Source organism: Kitasatospora sp. NPDC058046, from assembly GCF_042885595.1.
In the GTDB taxonomy this organism is placed as follows: domain Bacteria; phylum Actinomycetota; class Actinomycetes; order Streptomycetales; family Streptomycetaceae; genus Kitasatospora.
Genome location: NZ_JBHVRS010000013.1, coordinates 104,714 through 124,105 on the forward strand (window position 1 = coordinate 104,714; position 19,392 = coordinate 124,105).

16 protein-coding genes are annotated in these 19,392 nt (G+C 74.6%); 9 read left to right on the forward strand and 7 right to left on the reverse strand.

The genetic code is table 11. The features are described from left to right. Positions 1-187 precede the first annotated feature (187 nt). Positions 188-1,114, reverse strand: coding sequence for an LAETG motif-containing sortase-dependent surface protein (locus ACFVU7_RS25125; protein ID WP_388047260.1), 927 nt, complete (start codon positions 1,112-1,114; stop codon positions 188-190). Positions 1,115-1,479: 365 nt separating this feature from the next. Between ACFVU7_RS25125 and ACFVU7_RS25130 the strand changes: the two genes are divergently transcribed. Beyond that, on the forward strand, positions 1,480-2,712 hold the full coding sequence (locus ACFVU7_RS25130; RefSeq protein WP_388047262.1) for a M64 family metallopeptidase: 1,233 nt from the start codon (positions 1,480-1,482) through the stop codon (positions 2,710-2,712). A gap of 60 nt (positions 2,713-2,772) precedes the next feature. Next, positions 2,773-4,182, forward strand: a complete 1,410-nt coding sequence (locus ACFVU7_RS25135) for a nitrate/nitrite transporter (RefSeq protein WP_388047264.1) — start codon at positions 2,773-2,775, stop codon at positions 4,180-4,182. Between the two features lie 39 nt (positions 4,183-4,221). Here ACFVU7_RS25135 and ACFVU7_RS25140 read toward each other — a convergent pair whose 3' ends face one another. Continuing rightward, positions 4,222-5,043 (reverse strand): maleylpyruvate isomerase family mycothiol-dependent enzyme, encoded by an 822-nt coding sequence (locus ACFVU7_RS25140; RefSeq protein WP_049656343.1) that lies wholly within the window; start codon positions 5,041-5,043, stop codon positions 4,222-4,224. Positions 5,044-5,217: 174 nt separating this feature from the next. On the opposite strand from ACFVU7_RS25140, the gene ACFVU7_RS25145 reads away from it, so the two are divergent. From ACFVU7_RS25145 to ACFVU7_RS25155, 3 genes are all read left to right on the forward strand, one after another. Beyond that, positions 5,218-6,015 carry a carbon-nitrogen family hydrolase gene (locus ACFVU7_RS25145; RefSeq protein WP_049656341.1) on the forward strand — a complete coding sequence of 266 codons (798 nt, stop codon included), beginning with the start codon at positions 5,218-5,220 and terminating at the stop codon, positions 6,013-6,015. 209 nt (positions 6,016-6,224) lie between these two features. Beyond that, complete coding sequence (locus ACFVU7_RS25150; protein WP_074001873.1) at positions 6,225-7,241, forward strand: GntR family transcriptional regulator; 1,017 nt, start codon at positions 6,225-6,227, stop codon at positions 7,239-7,241. 117 nt (positions 7,242-7,358) lie between these two features. Continuing rightward, entirely contained in the window at positions 7,359-8,006 is a 648-nt protein-coding gene (locus ACFVU7_RS25155) for a hypothetical protein (RefSeq protein WP_049659440.1), read from the forward strand. Between the two features lie 98 nt (positions 8,007-8,104). Here the strand turns inward: ACFVU7_RS25155 and ACFVU7_RS25160 are convergent, their stop codons facing one another. Next, positions 8,105-8,890, reverse strand: a complete 786-nt coding sequence (locus tag ACFVU7_RS25160; RefSeq protein ID WP_074001872.1) for an SLATT domain-containing protein — start codon at positions 8,888-8,890, stop codon at positions 8,105-8,107. Positions 8,891-9,257: 367 nt separating this feature from the next. On the opposite strand from ACFVU7_RS25160, the gene purD reads away from it, so the two are divergent. The 4 genes from purD (at position 9,258) to ACFVU7_RS25180 (ending at position 15,504) form a co-directional block, all read left to right on the forward strand. Next, positions 9,258-10,505 (forward strand): phosphoribosylamine--glycine ligase, encoded by a 1,248-nt coding sequence (purD, locus tag ACFVU7_RS25165; RefSeq protein ID WP_049659445.1) that lies wholly within the window; start codon positions 9,258-9,260, stop codon positions 10,503-10,505. Between the two features lie 624 nt (positions 10,506-11,129). Further along, positions 11,130-12,713 (forward strand): hypothetical protein, encoded by a 1,584-nt coding sequence (locus tag ACFVU7_RS25170; RefSeq protein WP_388047266.1) that lies wholly within the window; start codon positions 11,130-11,132, stop codon positions 12,711-12,713. 227 nt (positions 12,714-12,940) lie between these two features. Further along, positions 12,941-14,479, forward strand: a complete 1,539-nt coding sequence (locus ACFVU7_RS25175; RefSeq protein WP_117488693.1) for a N,N-dimethylformamidase beta subunit family domain-containing protein — start codon at positions 12,941-12,943, stop codon at positions 14,477-14,479. Between the two features lie 125 nt (positions 14,480-14,604). Next, positions 14,605-15,504 (forward strand): phosphoribosylaminoimidazolesuccinocarboxamide synthase, encoded by a 900-nt coding sequence (locus ACFVU7_RS25180; protein ID WP_049654021.1) that lies wholly within the window; start codon positions 14,605-14,607, stop codon positions 15,502-15,504. 33 nt (positions 15,505-15,537) lie between these two features. Here ACFVU7_RS25180 and ACFVU7_RS25185 read toward each other — a convergent pair whose 3' ends face one another. From ACFVU7_RS25185 to ACFVU7_RS25200, 4 genes are all read right to left on the reverse strand, one after another. Continuing rightward, positions 15,538-16,161: a response regulator transcription factor gene (locus ACFVU7_RS25185; protein WP_049654019.1), complete on the reverse strand. Its 624-nt coding sequence runs from the start codon at positions 16,159-16,161 to the stop codon at positions 15,538-15,540. Positions 16,162-16,178: 17 nt separating this feature from the next. Then, positions 16,179-17,408 carry a sensor histidine kinase gene (locus ACFVU7_RS25190; RefSeq protein WP_388047268.1) on the reverse strand — a complete coding sequence of 410 codons (1,230 nt, stop codon included), beginning with the start codon at positions 17,406-17,408 and terminating at the stop codon, positions 16,179-16,181. 97 nt (positions 17,409-17,505) lie between these two features. Continuing rightward, positions 17,506-18,342 (reverse strand): ABC transporter permease, encoded by an 837-nt coding sequence (locus ACFVU7_RS25195; protein ID WP_388047270.1) that lies wholly within the window; start codon positions 18,340-18,342, stop codon positions 17,506-17,508. Continuing rightward, the gene (locus ACFVU7_RS25200) at positions 18,339-19,346 is read right to left on the reverse strand and encodes an ABC transporter ATP-binding protein (protein ID WP_074001868.1); all 1,008 of its coding nucleotides are present in this window, start codon (positions 19,344-19,346) and stop codon (positions 18,339-18,341) included. Before ACFVU7_RS25200 ends, ACFVU7_RS25195 begins: the two co-directional genes overlap by 4 nt. Between the last annotated feature and the right edge of the window lie 46 nt (positions 19,347-19,392).

The following is a 19,392-nucleotide window of genomic DNA, read 5'->3' on the forward strand; positions in this document are numbered from 1 at the left end:
CTGGTGGTGTGTGGGTGAAGACGACCGGCTCCGCTGCTTCACGAGCGGAAGCGCCCCCCGGCTCCGCCGGTCTCGCTCTCCGTGCCTTCATCCGTATAGACGCGCATCCCCGTCAGGGGTTGCAGGTGGGTTCCGAGAATCTTCCGACCGTCGGCGCCGGGGCCCGCTCGGCCCTGACGACCGCAGGTCAGTGCTGGCGGCGGAGGCGGCGCACGGCGATCAGGGCGCTGGCCCCGAGGGCGAGGAGCAGGGCGGAGGAGGCGGCGAGGAAGGTGTTGGTGGAGGAGGAGCCGGTCTGGGCGAGTTCGGGGGTGCCGGCGGGCGCGGTGGTGGCCGGGGCAGCGGAGGGCGTGGTCGGCTTCGGGGCCGGGGCGGCCGCGGCGGTGTCCTTGGTCTGCTCGGCGGCGGGCTTGGCCGGGGCCGGCTTGGTGTCCTTGGTGGGGGTGGGCTTGGGCTTGGACGGGGTGGTCGGCTTGGTGCCGGCGGTGTCCTGGGGGTGGGTCACCTTGACCGTCTTGAAGCCCGAGTCGCCCGGGCCCTGGGAGCCGGCCATCTCGGTCGAGGCCAGCAGGTCGATCGTGGTCACGCCGGCCGGGGTGCCGGCGGCCAGCGAGTAGCGGAACTTGAAGGTCGCCGAGCTGTTGGCGGCCATCCGCTGGCGCTGGGAGCCGGTGATGTCGACGACGCGGGAGCAGCCGTCGAGCAGCTGGAGGTTCTTCCAGGCGCCGGTGTAGTCCTCGTACTGGATCTTGACGTCCTTGAGGCGGGCCGCGGCGCCCGAGCCCGGGGTGTGGATGCCGAGGAAGGGCTCCATGCCGTGGGCGTCCTCGGCGGCCTTGTTGGTGACCTTGACGGAGACCTCGTTCCAGCTGCCGTCCGCCACCACGGAGGACTTGGCGGAGACGATGGCGGTGTCCGGGGACAGGCCGGGCACGTTGGCCGGAGCCTCGTACGCGCCGTTGAGCCGGTGGTCCCCGCAGGCCCAGGCGGTGTCGGTGGCGAGGAACTGGACGCCGCCGGCGAGGACGACGGTGGCGGCGAGGGTGGCGATGCGGCGGCGGCCGGAGAAGGCGCGGTCGTTCTTCGCAAAACGGGTGATAACGGACGTGCGCATGACGTGACTCCCCAGGGTCATGGGTCTGACGGTGTGTGTGGGCGAAGACGACCGGCCCCGCTGCTTCACGAGCGGAAGCGCCCCCCGGCTCCGCCGGTCTCGCTCTCCGTGCCTTCATCCGTATAGACGCGCATCCCCGTCAGGGGTTGCAGGCGGGTTCCGAGAATTTTTCGGAGTTCTTCGGCGGGCCTCGGAGACCGTCCGAGTGATGGTTGGTATGACCTGAATGATCCGGAAAGTACGGATCGTTCGGCCAGGTCGGTGACTTTTTCGCGGCCGGATAGGGGAGTCCCGGCCGCCCGGGTACGTCTCCGCTCCACCACCCGGGCGACGCCGGGTGACCGGAACCCGGAGGACGCACCCGTATGCCGCCTGGCAACCCTGGCCGTCTCGTCCGGAGTCTGGCCGCACTCGTGCTGGTGTCCGCCGCCGCCCTCCCGGGCGCCCTGGAGCTGGTCGGCCCCTCGCCGTTCGGCGTGATCGGGCCGGGGGCCGCCGCCGACCGCGCGGTGCCGCCGCACGCGGCCCTCCAGGCCGACCAGCGGATACCCGCGGCCGCCCCCACCGTCGACATACGTCGCACCGGGGACCCGGCCAACCGGATCACCCTGGTGCTGCTCGGCGACGGCTACACGGCCGGCGAGCAGGAGCTCTTCCGGCAGCAGGCCGACAAGGCCTGGCACGCGCTGATGGACATCGAGCCCTTCCGCACCTACCAGGGCTTCTTCAACATCAGGCGGGTCGAGGTGGTCTCCCCGGTCTCCGGGATAGCCGAGTCCGAGAGCCGCGGCCGCAAGACCGCCACCCCGCTCGGCATGCACTTCTGGTGCGAGGGCACCGCCCGGCTGCTCTGCGCCGACGAGGCCGCCACCGCCCGGTACGCGGGGGGCGGCGCCGGGCCGCAGTACCTGATAGCCCTGGCCAACTCCACCGAGTACGGCGGCGCCGGCGGCACCGGGGTGACCACCCTGGCGGGCGGCAGCCCGGACGCCGGACGGATCATCCAGCACGAGATCGGGCACACCGTGGGGGACCTCGGCGACGAGTACGACAGCGCCCCGGAGGACGCCGACTACCCGAACCTCGCCACCCTCAACGCCGACGACATGCGCAGGAAGCAGACCAAGTGGTGGCGCTGGCTGGGCGCCGAGTCCCCGGACGGGGCCGGGGTGGTCGGGGCGTACCGCAGCGCCAACGGCCTCTACCGGCCCACCCCGGACTCGGTGATGCGCACCCTCGGCAGCGCGTACAACCTCCCCTCGCGCGAGGCGATCATCGAGGAGCTGTACCGCAGGGTCCGGCCGACCGACGCCCCGGTGCCGGCCCCCGGCGAGGTGTCCGGGCGGCCCCGGCTCGACGTCCGGCCGCTGCCGCTGACCGGCCCGCGGCAGCTGAAGGTGGAGTGGAAGGTGAACGGCGTCCCCGTGACGCCTCAGTCCCCCGACGGCTCCTGGCTGGACACCGCCCCGCTGGAGCTGGCCCCGGGCCGGACGGCCACCGTGATGGCGACCGTCAAGGACACCACCGACTGGGTGCGGGACGAGGCCTTCCGGGAGCGCCACATGACCCGCTCGGTGTCCTGGACGCTGACCGGCTGAGGCGCGGTGCGCGCCCCGCATCTGGGCGTCCAATCATGGGATGACTAATCTGGTCGGACTATGACCGTGGAGCCCGCCCGTCCAGCCCCGTCCCCGTCCGTCCCCGCTCCCCGACCCGCCGCCGGGCCCCCGGTCGGCCCCGTGCCGGCGTCAGCGCCGGTGCCCGGACCCGTATTCGAGCCGCCCGGCGGCCGCGCGGCCTGGCTGGCCTGGTCCGTCGGCGTCAGCGTCTACATCCTGGCCGTCATCCACCGCACCAGCCTCGGCGTGGCCGGACTGGACGCCGCCGACCGCTTCGGCATCGGCGCCTCGGCGCTCTCCACCTTCTCGATCCTCCAGGTGCTGGTCTACGCGGCCATGCAGATACCGGTCGGCCTGCTGGTCGACCGGTTCGGGCCGCGCCGGGTGCTGCTGCTGGGCGTCCTGCTGCTGAGCGCCGGCCAGCTGGCCTTCGCGTTCAGCTCCTCCTTCGGCCCCGCGCTGGCCTCCCGCGCGGTGCTCGGCTGCGGCGACGCGATGACCTTCATCAGCGTGCTGCGGATCGCCGCCCGGTGGTTCCCGGCGGCCCGGAACCCGTTCGTCGCCCAGCTGACCGGCCTGGCCGGGATGGGCGGCAACCTGGTCACCACCGTGGTGCTCGCCCAGGCGCTGCACAGCGAGGGCTGGACGCCCACCTTCACCGCGATCGCGCTGCTGGGCGTGGCGGTGTTCGCGCTGGTCGCGCTCTTCCTCAAGGACACGCCCCCGCAGGAGGCCGCCGCCGCCCGGCCCGGGGAGGCCGGGAAGGGCGGGGCGACCGGGGCGCGGCCGAAGGTCGGCCAGCAGGTCCTCGCCTGCTGGCGGGAGCCGGGCACCCGGCTCGGGCTCTGGATCCACTTCACCACCCAGTTCCCCGGCAACGCCTTCGGCCTGCTCTGGGGCCTGCCCTACCTGGTGCAGGCGCAGGGCATGTCCCGGGCGGGGGCCGGCGGGCTGCTGACCCTGCTGGTGCTCAGCAACATGAGCTTCGGCTTCCTGTTCGGCCGGCTGCTCTCCGCCTCGGCGCGGACCCGGATGCCGATCGTGCTGACCGTCGTCGTGACCACCGCGCTCGGCTGGGCGCTGGTGCTGGCCTGGCCCGGCGGCCACCCGCCGACCTGGCTGCTGGTCGGGATCATCCTGGTGATGGGAAGCAACGGCCCGGCCTCGCTGGTCGGCCTCGACTACGCGCGCGCCCGCAACCCCGCGGAGCGGCTCGGCACCGCCTCCGGGATCGTCAACATGGGCGGCTTCATCGGCACGATGATCACCCTGTTCGGCATCGGCGTGCTGCTGGACGCGCTCTCCCCGGACGGGGCCGTCGGGTACTCGGCCGACGCCTTCCGCTGGGCGTTCTGCTGGCAGTACGTCCCGCTGGCGGTGGGCACGGCGATGATCCTGCGGCTGCGCCGGAAGGTCGCGGCGCAGGCGGTCGCGGCGCCGGCGGGCTGAGCCCGGGGCCGTCCGGCCCCGGGCCCCGGGCGGCCCGCCTCAGATGGTGACCGAGAAGTTGGCCAGCACCCGCTCGGCCAGCTCCTGGTCGCCCTCGACGGAGACCGGGCCGGGCCGGCCGCGGCCGCAGGCGAGCCGCAGGTAGGTCTCCCAGTCCATGGTGAGCTGGACGTCGGGCGCCAGGCTGATCGACTCGTCCACGGTGCAGTGGCCGGTGGCGTCCACCCGGACGGTGCGCAGGAACTCCACCGGGCCGGTGACGTCCAGCACCAGGGCCGTTCCGGCCGGGGCCCCGGCCTTGGTGGCGACGGCCTTGGGCAGCAGCTCCAGCAGCACGTCCCGGGTGATCAGCGCGGCCGGGGCGTCCAGGTTGCCCGGGGCCTCCAGGGCCCGGCGCAGGTCCTGCTCGTGCACCCAGACGTCGAAGGCCCGCCTCCGCAGCAGCTCGTGGTACGGGACGTCCCTGGCCAGCGGCCCGGCCGGCCAGCGCACCGGCTCCTCGGGCGTCTGCTTGGCGTTCCGCAGCGCCCGGGAGCGCCGGATGATCGTGTACTCCAGCTCGCTGGTCATCTCCAGCGCGGTGTGGCAGCGGCGCTTGTCGACCGGGAGTTCGACGTAGCGGGCGAACTCGGAGGTCACGTGACGGAGGTCACGCGGCAGCGAGTGGATCGGGCGGGGGTCGCCGAGCAGGTCGGACTCGACCGCGATCACGTGCGAGACGACGTCCCGGACGGACCAGCCCGGACACTCGGTGGCCCGGTTCCAGGAGCCCTCGGGAAGGGGGGCGACCAGCTCCGATATGGACTCGATGGTCTGGGTCCACGCCTCGGTGTAAGCCTGCACGGTCTGGTTGTCCGTCACGGGAATCTCCGGCCCTCCGTCAGCTTCCTTGCCGCCTGTGCCCCGCCGTCACGGCCGACCGGGATGGTCCGGCTTTCCCGGCGCACACGCTAACCGCACGTTACGCTGCCGGGAGACAGCTGGGCAGCGCTTTCGGGTGACGATCGTAGGTCTCTTGCCGTGGACGGTGGTACTGTGCGCGCTTCATTGATCCAACTCGCGGTCTCCGACGCGGAGCCGCCCGCCGAGCGGAGGGCTCGGGCGGCCGCCCTGGTGCGGGCGCAACAGGGTGCCGACCTGGTGGTCCTCCCGGAGCTGTGGCCGCTCGGCGGCTTCGCCTACGACCTCTGGTCGGACGGCGCGGAGACGCTGGACGGGCCCACCTCGGACGTGATGTCGGCCGCCGCCCGGGCCGCCGGGGTCTGGCTGCACGCCGGTTCGATCGTCGAACGCGATCCGGACGGTCCGATCTACAACACCTCGCTGCTGTTCTCCCCGGACGGCGAGCTGGTGCACACGTACCGCAAGATCCACCGCTTCGGCTTCGACAGCGGCGAGGCGGTGGTGATGGGCGCCGGGCAGGAGATCGTCACCGCGCCCACCGACTTCGCCACGCTGGGCCTGGCCACCTGCTACGACCTGCGCTTCCCGGAGCTGTTCCGGGCGCTGCTGGACGCCGGCGCGCAGCTGCTGGTGGTCCCGGCGGCCTGGCCGGCCCGGCGGCGCGAGCACTGGACGCTGCTGGCCCGGGCCCGGGCGGTGGAGGAGCAGGCCTTCGTGCTGGCCTGCAACACCGCCGGGACGCACGCCGGGGTCGAGCAGGCCGGGCACAGCATCGTGGTGGACCCGTGGGGCCGGGTGCTGGCCGAGGCGGGGGCGGACGAGGAGGTCCTGACGGTCGAGTTCGACCCGGCCGAGGTGGCCAAGGCGCGCGAGGAGTTCCCGGTGCTGCGGGACCGCCTGCTGGGGATCCCGGCGCCGGTCCAGCGCTGAGCCGGAGCGGCGCCCGGAGCGGGGGCCGGCACGGCGGCGGGAGCGGGGGACGGGACGCGGTCGGGACGGCGCCGGGGCGCCGCGGACGGCGTTCCGGAGGGTTGGTTCGTACCTGGGTCGATCGGGTTTGAGAAGATGAGCACTCGTCGTGTTCCCCGCCGGCCCGTACGAGGGCCTGCCCGGTCGGCCCGCCCGAGGAGGTCGCGCCCATGCCTGACAACGGCGCAGGCGACACCCCCCGTCCCGTCATCCACCGCAACAGCCTGCGCGAGCAGATCGCCGGCGCGCTGCGCGAGGAGATGATGGCCGGCCGACTCGCGGCCGGCCGCAACTTCACCGTCAAGGAGATCGCCGAGCTGTACGGCGTCTCCGCGACCCCGGCCCGCGAGGCCCTGGTCGACCTCGGCGCGCAGGGCCTGCTGCGGGCCGAGCACCACCGCGGCTTCACCGTGCCCGAGCTCGGCTGGGACGACTTCCTGGAGATCTTCGAGTCCCGGGTCCTGATCACCGACAGCTTCCACCGCCAGTACACCGCCCGCCGGGCGCTGCCCGACCTCAGCCGGCTGTCCTCGCTGCACCGCCGGGCCGACGCGGCGGTGCGGGCCGCCCGGGCCGGGAACCTGGACGTGATGGTGGGCTGCGACCGCCGGTTCTGGCAGGAGGTCGGCGCGCTGCTCGGCAACCGCCGGATCGCCGACTACCTGGACTGGCTGCGGGTGCAGTCCTGGATGTTCGCCGCCCGCTACCTGCGGGAGCTGCCCGCGCTGGGCGGGGTCTGCTGGGAGCGCCACCCGGACCTGGTCGAGGCGATCGAGGCCCGCGACCCGCTCGCCGCGCACCGGATCATCTGCGAGTACAACCTGTACACCGTCCGGCTGCTGGCCGGGCTGGCCGGACAGCCGCTGGAGTCGGTGACGGTCCTCGGGCTGCTCACCGAGTTCGCCGGGGAGGAGCCGCCCGCGGTGCCGGTCGAGCCGCCGCCCGCGCCGCCGGCCCCGCCGGAGCCGGCCGCCGAGTCCGCCGCCGGGCCCGGTGCGGCCCGCGCCGAGCGGAGCCGCCGCAGCGACGAGGTCGGCCGGGAGCTCGGCCGTGAACTGGGACTGGGCCTCGGCCTGGTGCCGCAGCCGCGCGCGACGCCGTACGGCCGGTTCGGCCGGCGGCTGCCCGAGCCGCCCCCGGAGGCCCCGCGGGGGCGGTCCGACCCGCACGCCGCGCCGGGCCGGTAGGGTGGGCGGGCGTCGGACCGGGCGCCCCGCCAACGGGCCGTCCGGGTACCGACCCAAGCCCCCGTCGTCGCCCCGTCTCCGCGGGCGATCCCCGCCTCCGGAGAGGAACTGCCGGCCATGGCCTGCGACCTCTGGCTCGTCCCGCTGGTGGACGTGCTGAGCCACAGTCCCGACAACCCCTTCCGGGACGACCTCGCGCTCTACAACGCGGTGCTGGCCTCGCGCGGGCTGCCCGAGGTGCCGGTCTACCAGTTCGTCCCGGGCATCAGCGGTGCGGTCGAGCCGATAGCCGCCTTCGACTACGACTCGCTGCACTTCCTGCGCCGCGCCTACCTGTTGGGCCTCACCGGACTGGACATCACCCCGGTCGACACGCTCGGCGGCGACTACGAGCAGCTGCTGGAGATGTTCGAGAGCGGTGCCGAACAGTCGCACCTGGTCTGGCACTTCGACCACGCCGGCGCGTACGTGCCGGTCGAGTTCGCGGTGCCGCTGGTGGACGAGACGCTGCTCGCCTCCGGCGGCCCGCTCGGCTCCAGCCACGGGCTGCTGCGCGAACTCCAGGCCGTCGCACCGGCGCTGGGCATCGACCCGCTCAACCCGCCGGACCCGACCCGGCCGCTCGGCCCGACCGGCCTGGAGCAGCCGTTCGGGCCGCCGATCGACGACGTCCACCCCTTCGCCCGGGAGCGGCACGCCTGGTCGGGCCTGTACGCGGCGGCGACCAGGAGCGTCGCCCAGGGCTCGATGATCGTCTTCGCCTGAGCCCTGAGCCCTGAGCCCTGAGCCCTGAGCCCTGAGCCCTGAGCCCCGAGCCCCGAGCCCCGAGCCCCGAGTCGCGATCCGGCTCCCGGCCCCGACCGCTAGCGCAGCGGCCCCTCCGGCGGCCGCTGACGCGGCATGGTGGGCCGGGTGCCCGGCGGCGGCAGCACCCGCACCTGGGCGCCCACCCCGGGCTCGCTGCGCCCGCCCCAGGCCCCGCCGGACTGGGTGGGCAGCTGGGTCATCGAGGCGCGGAACTCCAGCATCCACTCCGAGGTCTCGGAGCGGACCATGTCGGAGACGTCCTCGCAGAACCGGCGCAGCACGCCCAGGCAGCGCTCGGCGGCCTCGCCCGCGGTGCCCTCGGTCGGGCCGAGCACCTCGCGCACGCACTCCGACGCCCAGTCGAACTGGAAGGCCTCCAGGCGGCGTTGCAGCGCCTGTCCGGTGGAGACGTCCCGCATCCAGCCGGAGGTGAGGCCGAAGACCCGGTCGACGGCCAGGCAGCCGGCGGAGAGCGCGAAGCCGACGTAGCCCCAGCCGGTGCCGTTCGCGAAGGCGCCGGCCAGGTCGACCAGTGGGGCGGTCACCCCGCCCACCGCGAAGCCGGCCGCGCCGAACCGCAGCAGGCGCGCCCAGCGGCGCTTCCAGATCCGGTCCCGGCGGTACCACTCGATGGCCTCGACCGCCCGCTCCTCGGACCAGCGGTAGAGCTCCTCCAGCCGTTCGGCGGGCTCGCCCCAGTCCCCGAGCGGGAACTGTCGGGTGCTCAGATCGTCCCGGCGTCGGGTGGAGGCCCGTCGGACGACGGCGGCGGCGGGCGGGTCCTCCTCGCCGATCTCCTTGCCCCAGGCACTCTCCTCGGGCTGCATTTCCGGCTGGCTCACCTGTGGGGCTCCCTGTGGCGGGCGGACTGCTGGGTCTGTCGGCGCAACGGCTGACGTGGTGTCCGCCGGTGGTTCTCCAACAGCACTTCTTACCGCCAAATGGCTGACCGTGGGGGCGCTTCTCCGCTGATCGTTACCGGTTTCGGCCAACGGAACCCGAGGTGGGCGGGTTGCGGGGGTCGGCGAGATTTCACCCGTCCGAGCGAGGGTCGGGTGACCCGCCGTCGTGACCCGGGCACCCGTCGCCGAATCGGCCCGGTCGAGCTTGGACGATCCTCCAGTGTGCTCGGCGTACGGAGCGTTCCGCCTGGAGGATCCGACGGGACCGGAGAGCGGCCGGAACAGGCCACCGACTACGCTGCCAGGCGTGAAGGTCCTCGTCATCGGCGGCGGCGCCCGCGAACACGCCCTGTGCCGCTCTCTGTCCCAAGATCCCGCTGTGTCCGAACTGCACTGTGCCCCGGGCAACGCCGGGATCGCGCAGGTCGCGACGGTCCACCCGGTCGACCAGCTGGACGGTGCGCAGGTCGCCGCGCTGGCCGGCCGGCTCGGCGCCGCCCTGGTGGTGGTCGGGCCGGAGGCCCCGCTGGTGGCCGGCGTCGCGGACGCCGTGCGCGCGGCCGGCGTCCCGGTGTTCGGCCCGTCCGCGGCGGCCGCCCGACTCGAGGGCTCGAAGGCCTTCGCCAAGGACGTGATGGCCGCGGCCGGCGTGCCCACCGCCCGCTCCTACGTCTGCACCACCGCCGCCGAGGCGGCCGAGGCGCTGGACGCCTTCGGCGCCCCGTACGTGGTGAAGGACGACGGCTTGGCCGCCGGCAAGGGCGTCGTGGTCACCTCCGACCGCGCGGAGGCGCTGGCGCACGCCGCCGCCTGCGAGCGCGTGGTCATCGAGGAGTACCTGGACGGCCCCGAGGTCTCGCTGTTCGCGATCACCGACGGCACCACCGTCGTCCCGCTCCAGCCCGCCCAGGACTTCAAGCGCGCGCTGGACGGCGACGAGGGCCCCAACACCGGCGGCATGGGCGCCTACTCGCCGCTGCCGTGGGCGCCCGCCGGGCTGGTCGAGGAGGTCCTGGAGACCGTCCTCCAGCCGACCGTGGACGAGCTGCGCCGCCGCGGCACCGAGTTCTCCGGCCTGCTGTACGCGGGCCTGGCGCTCACCTCGCGCGGCACCCGGGTGATCGAGTTCAACGCCCGCTTCGGCGACCCGGAGACCCAGGTCGTGCTGGCCCGGCTGCGCACCCCGCTGGCGGGCGTGCTGCTGGCCTCCGCCAACGGCACCCTGGACCAGCTGGAGCCGCTGCGCTGGGACGAGGGCGCGGCCGTCACCGTGGTCGTCGCCTCCGAGGGCTACCCGGCCGCCCCGCGCACCGGCGACCCGATCGACGGCCTGGCCGAGGCCGAGGCGGACGGCACCGCGTTCGTGCTGCACGCCGGGACGACGGCGGGCGAGGACGGCCAGGTGCTGAGCGCCGGCGGCCGCGTGCTGTCGGTCACCGCGACCGGCGCAGACCTGGCCGAGGCGCGCGAGCGCGCGTACGCCGCGGTGGACCGGATCTCCCTCAAGGGCGGCCAGCACCGTACCGACATCGCGCTGAAGGCGGCCACCGCCTGAGGCCACCCGTGCCCGTGCCGACCGCGGCCCCCGTGCGAACCGTTCGCACGGGGGCCGCGGCGTGCGACGGCCCCGCTCGGGCCCGCGGCGGGGGCCGCCGGCAGGGGCGAGCGAAGCTCGAACAACCGAGCTGGCCGGTCAACCCCCATGGGCGCAGTGCCCCGGGCGTTTCGGGGCTGGAGGGGCCACCGGGGCGGACTCACCGTTCGGCCGACGGATTCCAGCCCATCGGGTGACAGCACCCGCATCCGGCTGACGCAACCGGCTGCGCGGCCTTATGGTGCGCTGGATCGCGGTGCGCGGGGCCCGTGCGCCGGGGTCGCCGCCGGGTAGCGGTGCTCCCACGGGGGGATGCTGGACGGCGTCCGGCCGGGCGGTCGTCGGGTGCTTCGCACCGGACCGGCCGCCGGCGTCCGGAATCCGGGCAGTGTCACCGGGACGAGTGGAAACCGGGGTGATCCGGAACGCCCACCCGGACCGGGGCGTCGAAAATGTCAGTAGCGCCACGCAGCATGCACTACCGGGGATCGGACGCCTCCGCTTCCCGGTCGGAACTGATCATTTCGAGTCGGCTCAGGGCCCGAAGCCGGGCGCCCGAGGGCTCCGAAGGGGGTGCCGCACCGTATGGCAGCAGTCGACATCGCGCGCGCTCACGCCCAGGCGGTCCTGCGGGTCCGAGGCCTCGCCCGGGCCGCCGCCGCCCTGCCCACCGCCGTCGCGGTGGTCCTGCTCGCGGGCCGGTTCACCGGCCGGATCGGCGCGCCCGGGGCCGCCGACGCGGCCGGCTGGGACGCCGCCCGCTGGGCGGTCTGCGCGGTCGCCGCGCTGACCCTGCTGGTGGCCGGGCTGACCGCCCGGGCCCTGCGCCGGGCCGTCCCGCCGTCCACCCCGGCCGTCCCGCTGGACCGCGCCGAGGCACCCGAGCTGTACCGGCTGATCGACGAACTGGCGGACCGGCTGGACGTGCCCGCGCCCTCCGCCGTCGCCCTCACCCCGGACTGCGACAGCTGGCTGGAGGATGTCCCGCCCGCCGGGCCGACAGCCACGCCGCAGCCGGACCCGGCCGAGCCCGCCCCCGTCCTGGTGATCGGCTCGCCCTTCCTCTGGTGGATGCGGGCCGGCGAGCTGCGGGCCCTGCTCGCCCCCGTGGTGGCCGGCACCGCCGCCTCCGCCGACCCGGAGATCGCCGCCGCCCGGCGCTTCCTGCGCCGCCTGGACGCCTGCCTGGACTCCGGCGGCGGCACGGCCCCCGGCCTCGGCGGCGGCATCCTGGCCGCCCCGCCCCGGCCGCCCCGGCGCGGTCCGGCCGCACTCGCCGACCGGGTCGTCCGCCGGGTCGTCCGCCGTCTGCTCGGCGCCTGCCGGGGCCACTCCGCCGAGCTGGAGCGCTCGGTCGCGGGCTGGGCCTCCGAGCAGGCCAGGGCGGTCGACTACGGCCTGCGGATCGCCGCCCAGGAGCAGGTCGGCCTGGCCTACGCGGGCTGGGACCGGCTGCTCACCCGGGTCGCGCTGCCCGCCTGGCGGCTCGGCCGCCACCCGGCCCACCTCAACGCCGGCGTGGTCTCCGCGCTCACCGAGCTGTCCCGGCGCGACCGGCTGGCCGACGGCTACGGCAGCCGGCTCGGCGACCGCCCCGCCTGCGACCTGCTGGAGGAGCCCGGCACCGTCGACCGGGCGGTCTCCCGGCTCGCCGCCGACCTGTTCTTCGGCCGCCCGGCGGTCGGCGGCTGGCACGAGCTGGAGTGGGCCGACTACCCGGCCGAGGTGGTGGACGCCGGCTGGCGGGCGGGCGCCGCCGCCCTGCAGACCGCCCTGGACCGGCTCGCCCCGCAGTCCCGCCCGGGCGCTCCGACCCTCACCCGGCTGCTGGGCCGGCTCGCCGAGGGCGACGGCGAGCTGCTGGCCGCCGCGCTCGCCGCCCAGCTGGCCCGCACCACCGCCCCGGCCCCGCTGCTCGAACCGGACCGCAGCGGCCGCGACCTGCTGGTCGACCACGTCACCGCGATGGTCTGCTGCGCCGCCGTGGACACCGCCGGAGGCTCCCCCGGCCTGGACTGGCTGGACGGCCCGGTGCTGCTGCTCGGCGGGGTGCGCCGCACCGACCTGGCCGGCCCGGTCGCCCAGGCCGTCGAACAGGGCCAGGACGGCCCGTTGCGCGCCTGGCTGGACGCGGCCGACGTCCGTCTCGAGAAACCCGTCCGCCTCTGACGTCCCAGGCGTTCCAGGAGGGCGCTCGGTGTCCCGGTGCGCGCCCCCAAATCGGTTGGCCGCCCGGCGTCTTCGCAGGCCGGAGGCCCTGCCCGGGAGGCGCGCGAGATTCCCTGCACCAATTGCTACCGGAGGGTGACGTTACGGCAGCACTCTGTGGTGTATTAGACCGCACGCACATCCGGGGGGCACGTGCCACCGGGCGGAAGTGCACCTGGGAGGGGCGCGTGGGGACCGAACTCAACCGCCGCTGGGAGTCGGGGACGCACGCCTACAGCGTCTCCGACCCCTTCGGTCAGGGGCCGCTGCCCTGGCTGCGCAGCCCGGACCAGTACCTGGCGGGGGCGGAGGGCGCCGTCCCCTGGTACGTCTCGGTGGACGCGCCCGGCCAGCAGCCGCTGGCCGCGGGCACCCGGCCCAAGCCGTCGGTCGGCAGCCCGCAGGGCGCCAACGACGTGGACCAGCAGATCAAGGGCTTCGCCTCGGCCGGGGTGATCCGCCCCGGCGGCTCGGTGGACTTCCGGGTCACCGTCAACCCGCCCCGCGAGTTCACCGTGGACGTCTTCCGGATCGGCCACTACGGCGGCGACGGCGCCCGCCACATGACCTCCAGCCCGCTGATCTCCGGCCTCGCCCAGCCCGCCCCGCTGGTGGTCGACCGGACGGTCTCCTGCCACCACTGGTGGCACTCCTGGCGGCTCCAGATCCCGGCGCACTGGAAGCCCGGCTCGTACGTCGCCGTGCTGACCACCGCGGACATGCTGCACCGCAGCCACATCCCCTTCACCGTCCGGGACTTCGACGAGCGGGCGCGCACCGCCGAGCTGCTCCTGGTGCTCCCCGACGTGACCTGGCAGGCGTACAACCTGTTCCCCGAGGACGGCCGCACCGGCGCCAGCCTCTACCACGCCTGGGACGGCCTGGGCGGTCTGGTCGGCGAGCCGGAGGCGGCCGTCACCGTCTCCTTCGACCGCCCGCACGCCACCGCCGGACTGCCGCTGCACGTCGGCCACGCGTACGACTTCATCCGCTGGGCCGAGCGCTTCGGCTACGACCTCTCCTACGCCACCGCCACCGACCTGCACGCCGGCCTGGTGGACCCGTCCCGGCACCGGGCGCTGGTCTTCCCCGGCCACGACGAGTACTGGTCCGAGCCGATGCGCCGGGCCGCCGAGCGGGCCCGGGACGGCGGCACCTCGCTGGTGTTCCTCTCCGCCAACACCATGTACTGGCGGGTCGAGCTGACCGCCGCCGCCTCCGGCGAGCCCAACCGGCTGCTCAACTGCCGCAAGCGGCAGAAGGTCCGCCCCGGCAGCCCGGCCGCCGGGGCGCCCGGCGCGGCCAGCGCGCTGTGGCGGGACGCCGGGGAGCCCGAGCAGCAGCTGCTCGGGGTGCAGTACTCGGGGCGGGTCGCCGCGCCCGTCCCGCTGGTCGCCCGGCACACCGCGCACTGGCTCTGGGACGGCACCGGCCTCCAGGAGGGCGACGAGCTGCCCGGGCTGGTCGCCGGCGAGGCCGACCGCTACTACCCCAAGGTGGCGCTGCCCGAGCACATCGAGCGGGTGCTGCTGGCGCACTCGCCGTACCAGGACCTGGGCGGCCGCACCCGCTACCAGGAGACCTCGCTGTACCGGGCGCCCAGCGGCGCGTACGTCTTCGCGGCGGGCACCTTCGCCTGGTCGCCCGCACTGGGCCGCCCGGGCCTGACCGACGAGCGGATCCAGCGGGCCACCGCCAACCTGCTGGACCGACTGTGCAAGAACTAGGCGCTCCGTCCCCCGAGGCCGGGGACGGGTCGGGGCGGGCGAACCCGGTCGTGAAAGACTGCGGGGGCAGTGACCTCCCCTTTCGCGGTGCCCCACCCGCGAACGACCCCTGAGGACTGAACACCTTGAGCGGATTTGTCACCAAGCCCGAGCCGGTCCAGGTACCCGGCCTGGTCCACCTGCACACCGGCAAGGTGCGCGACCTCTACCGCACCGGATCGGGCGAGCTGGTCATGGTGGCCAGCGACCGGACGTCCGCCCACGACTGGGTGCTGCCGAACGAGATCCCGGACAAGGGCCGCATCCTCACCCAGCTGTCGCTGTGGTGGTTCGAGCGGATCGCCGACATCGTCCCCAACCACGTGATCTCCACCGAGGTCCCGGCCGGCGCCCCGGCCGACTGGAAGGGCCGCACGCTGGTCTGCCGCAGCCTGGAGATGGTCCCGGTCGAGGCGGTCGCCCGCGGCTACCTGGCCGGCTCCGGCCTGGCCGAGTACCAGGAGAGCCGCACGGTCTGCGGCATCGCGCTGCCCGAGGGCCTGGAGAACAGCTCCGAGCTGCCCGCCCCGATCTACACCCCGGCGCTCAAGGCCGAGGTCGGCGAGCACGACGAGAACGTCTCCTACGAGGAGACCGCCCGCCGGATCGGCGCCGAGCTCGCCGCCCAGCTGCGCCGCACCACCCTGGACGTCTACGCCCGGGCCCGGGACATCGCCCGCGAGCGCGGCATCATCCTGGCCGACACCAAGTTCGAGTTCGGCCTGCTGGACGGCGAGCTGCTGATCGGCGACGAGGTGCTCACCCCGGACTCCTCCCGCTACTGGCCCGCCGACCAGTGGCAGCCGGGCCGCTCGCAGCCGTCCTTCGACAAGCAGCTGATCCGCGACTGGCTGGTCTCCCCGGCCTCCGGCTGGGACCGCCACGGCGAGCAGCCGCCGCCGGCGCTGCCGACCGAGATCGTCGAGCAGACCCGGGCCCGGTACATCGAGGTGTACGAGCGGCTGACCGGCACCACCTGGGCCTGAGCCCGGAACGATCGCCCGCGGGCGCCGGATCCCTCAGATCCAGCCGTGCTCGCGGGCGATCCGCACCGCCGCGTGCCGGTTCTCCGCGCCCAGCTTGGTGGCCGCCGAGGACAGGTAGTTGCGCACGGTGCCCTGGGAGAGCGAGGCGCGCTCGGCGATCTCGGCGATCGGGGTGCCGTCCGCGGCCAGTTCCAGGACGTCCGTCTCGCGCGGGGTCAGCGGGGTCTCGCCGGCGCTGATCGCGTCCGCCGCCAGCTCCGGGTCCACGTACCGGCCGCCGGAGCGCACGGTCCGGATGATGCCCGCCAGGTCGGCCGCCGAGACGGTCTTCGGCAGGAAGCCGCGCACCCCGACCTCCAGCGCCCGCTTCAGGTAGCCCGGGCGGCCGTGGCCGGTGACGATCATGCAGCGGCAGTCCGGCAGCAGCAGCCGCAGCGCGGCGGCCACCTCGATGCCGTCCTTGCCGGGCATCTGGAGGTCCAGCACCGCGACGTCCGGGCGGTGCGCCTGGGCCATCGCCAGCGCCTCCGTCCCGGAGCCGGCCTGGGCGACCACCTCGATGTCGTCCTCCAGCGAGAGCAGCGCGGCCAGCGCGCCCCGGATCAGGTGCTCGTCGTCGGCGAGCAGGACGCGGACGGGCGCGGCGTTCTCGGTCATCGGGCGGTCTTTCTTCCTCAGCTCGGCAGCGGGACGGTGGCGAGCATCCGGAAGACGCCCTGCCCGGCGGTCGGCACGGCCAGCTCGCCGCCGTGGGCGGCGAGCCGTTCGCGCAGTCCGCGCAGCCCGGTGCCGCTGCCCTGGGAGGGGAACGGGACGTCGGGCACCCCGTCATTCTCCAGCTCCAGCACGGCCCGTCCGTCCTCGGTCCGCAGCCGGATCAGGCAGCGGTCGGCCTCGCTGTGCCGCAGCACGTTGGTGGTGGCCTCGCGGATGACCCAGCCGAACACCGACTGGACCGGGGCCGGCAGCTCGTCCGCCTGCTCGCCGAGGTCGATCTCGCAGACGACGTCGGCCGAGCGCAGCACCGCGCGGGCGCCGATCGCCTCGGCGTGCAGGTCGGCGGTGCGGTAGCCGCGGATGACGTCCCGGACCTCGCGCTGCGACTCCTGGGCGATCTTCTGCACCTCGGCCATCTGGTCGGCGGCCTCGGTGCGGCCCCGGCGGGCGAGCTGCACGGCGAGCTCGCTCTTCAGCGCGATGGTGGTGAGGTTGCGGCCCATCACGTCGTGCAGGTCGCGGGAGAAGCGCAGCCGCTCCTCGGCGACGGCCAGCCGGGACTGCGCCTCGCGGGCGGTGTCCAGTTCCCAGACGATCGAGGTCAGCCAGGCGAAGCTGCGGCAGCTGAAGCCGATGAAGGCCATGCCGATGGTCAGTCCGGTCAGGTACCCGGCGACGCCGGCGGGGTCGCCCCCGGACAGCACCCCGGCCGGGAAGACGGCCGCCAGCATGCCCACCCCGGTGACGGCGGCCCAGCGCGGGGTCAGCGCCACGCACACCGGCCCGAAGGAGGCGATCAGCAGGACGCTGGCGACGAACGGGGTGAAGGGCGCGCCGCCCGGGTTCCGCGTCCCGCCGTCGGCGGGCCCGAACAGCAGGACCGTCCAGGAGCCGGCCACCGCGAGGCCGGCCGAGAGGGCGGTCCAGAGCCGGTGGTCGGCGGGGCGGCCCAGGTAGTGGTCGAGCGCGGTGCGGTAGGCCCGCAGCAGCACCAGGGTGACGGCGAGTCCGATCAGCAGGGAGATCCGGATCACCGGGATGTTCTCGGCCTGGTCGGCGACGCTCCCGACGGTGAGCAGGATGCCGGGCAGGATGAACAGCGCCATCAGGTAGAGCGACCAGCGCAGGTACAGCTCGGTGCGCTGGGGATTGCTCAGGCTCGTCCAGCTGCGAAGCGGCGACCGCATTCTCATTTCTTCCGCCCCCAGTTCGACCACGATCATGCTTGCTGCCTTCATATCAGAGGTCGGACCGGGGGCGTTCCTTCGGATTACTGCCGGATGCTCAGCGGCGCGGCTTCCAGCGGAAGTAGCGCACCGCGCCCCAGACCGCGAGGGCGAGCCAGATGCCCCCGGTGACCAGGTGCGAGCCGGCGGCGCCCCAGGAGCCGGCGAAACCGGTCGCGGCGGCCGAGCCGTCGGTGCCGAACCAGCCGACGCGGATCAGCTGGAAGGCCGGGGTGGTCGGCAGCAGGCGGCAGATGTTCGCCAGCTGCTCGGGCATGACGTCCAGCGGGACGAACAGGCCGGAGCCGAACTGCATGACCAGCATGACCGGCAGGGTGGTGATGCCGGCGCTCTCCACGGTCCTGGTGAAGGCGCTGGACAGCGCGGCCAGGGCGATCATGGTGGCCAGCGCCAGCAGCAGGCCGACCAGCATCAGCAGCGGGTTGACCGGCACGGTCAGGTGCAGGGCGACGCTGCCGCCGATCCCGATCAGGGCGGCCATCAGCAGGCCGAGGGTGAGCGAGGGGACGGCGGTGCCGAGCAGGATCTCGATGTCCCGGGCCTCGCCGGTGCGCAGCCGCTTGAGGACCAGCTCGCCGCGCCGTCCGACGTACGCGGCGGTCAGGTTGTAGTACACGACGAAGGCCAGGACCATCCCGACCGAGCCGTAGACCAGCAGCGAGTCGACGTCCAGGCCGGGGTTGGACTCGGCCTGCTGCGCCAGCGTGCTCCGGAGGACGACGACCAGGAACAGCGGCAGCACCAGGGCGGTGAACAGGGCCGTGCGGTTGCGCAGCAGCAGGGTGGCCTCGGCCCGGCCGAGGGCGAGCAGCCGGCGGACGGCGGTGCTCTGCGGACCGGCGGTGGTGGCGGCGGTGGCGGTGGCGGTGGTCATCGGGCGGATCCGATCAGGCGGCGGCGGGCGGGGCGGGTGGCGGCGGGCGCCTGCGGGGGGTGCTGGTGGGCGGCCTCGGAGGCGATCGCGAGGAAGGCCTCCTCCAGCGAGGCGCTGCGGGCGTCCAGCGCGCCGAGCGCGATGCCGTGGTGCCGGGCCCAGCCGAGCAGGTCGGTGAGGGTGTCCTGGAGCCCGACGGTCTGCACGGTGACCTTGCGGCCGTCGACGGACAGCTCGGCGCCGGGCAGGAGGGGCAGCGCGGTCCCGGTGAACTCGGGCAGTTCGAAGGAGATCCGGGAGGGCCGGCCGGCGATCACCTCGGCGACGGTGCCGGAGGTGACGACCTGGCCGCCGTGCATGATGGCCAGCCGGTCGGCCAGCTCCTCGGCCTCCTCCAGGTAGTGCGTGGTGAGCAGCACCGTGGTGCCCTGGGCGCGCAGCTCGCGGACCAGCCGCCAGACGGCGGCGCGGGCCTCCGGGTCGAGGCCGGTGCTGGGTTCGTCCAGGAAGAGCACCTCGGGGCGGCCGAGCAGGGCCATCGCGAGGTCCAGCCGGCGCTTCTCGCCGCCGGACAGCTGCTTGACCCGGACGTTCGCCCGGTGGCCGAGGCCGACCAGCTCCAGCGCCTCCGCGACCGGGCGGGCGCCGCTGGTCATCCCGGCCCAGGTGCGGCCGGTCTCGGCGGCGGTGAGCTCGCCGGAGAAGCCGCCCTCCTGGAGCATGATGCCGATCCGCGGGCGGACGGCGCCGCGCTCCGTGAAGGGGTCCCGGCCGAGCACCCGGACGGTGCCGCCGGTGGGCGCGGCCAGGCCCTCGATGACCTCCATGGTGGAGGTCTTGCCGGCCCCGTTGGTGCCGAGCAGGGCGAACAGCTCGCCGCGGCGGACGGTCAGGTCGACGCCGCGTACGGCGTGGTACCCGGTGCTGCCGCCGCCGTAGTGGCGGTGCAGGTCGGTGACCTCGATCACGTCGTCGCTGGGGCGGGAGGGCCGGCTCGTTTCCATGCCCCAAGCCTCCCGTCGGCCGGGCCGTACGGGCAGTGCGCGCCGT

Excerpts from the sequence above, each read along its gene's own strand:
- ACFVU7_RS25125 (WP_388047260.1), bottom strand. The coding sequence starts at position 1,114 with ATGCGCACGTCCGTTATCACCCGTTTTGCGAAGAACGACCGCGCCTTC.
- ACFVU7_RS25130 (WP_388047262.1), top strand. The coding sequence starts at position 1,480 with ATGCCGCCTGGCAACCCTGGCCGTCTCGTCCGGAGTCTGGCCGCACTC.
- ACFVU7_RS25135 (WP_388047264.1), top strand. The coding sequence starts at position 2,773 with ATGACCGTGGAGCCCGCCCGTCCAGCCCCGTCCCCGTCCGTCCCCGCT.
- ACFVU7_RS25150 (WP_074001873.1), top strand. The coding sequence starts at position 6,225 with ATGCCTGACAACGGCGCAGGCGACACCCCCCGTCCCGTCATCCACCGC.
- ACFVU7_RS25155 (WP_049659440.1), top strand. The coding sequence starts at position 7,359 with ATGGCCTGCGACCTCTGGCTCGTCCCGCTGGTGGACGTGCTGAGCCAC.
- ACFVU7_RS25170 (WP_388047266.1), top strand. The coding sequence starts at position 11,130 with ATGGCAGCAGTCGACATCGCGCGCGCTCACGCCCAGGCGGTCCTGCGG.
- ACFVU7_RS25185 (WP_049654019.1), bottom strand. The coding sequence starts at position 16,161 with ATGACCGAGAACGCCGCGCCCGTCCGCGTCCTGCTCGCCGACGACGAG.
- ACFVU7_RS25190 (WP_388047268.1), bottom strand. The coding sequence starts at position 17,408 with ATGCGGTCGCCGCTTCGCAGCTGGACGAGCCTGAGCAATCCCCAGCGC.
- ACFVU7_RS25195 (WP_388047270.1), bottom strand. The coding sequence starts at position 18,342 with ATGACCACCGCCACCGCCACCGCCGCCACCACCGCCGGTCCGCAGAGC.
- ACFVU7_RS25200 (WP_074001868.1), bottom strand. The coding sequence starts at position 19,346 with ATGGAAACGAGCCGGCCCTCCCGCCCCAGCGACGACGTGATCGAGGTC.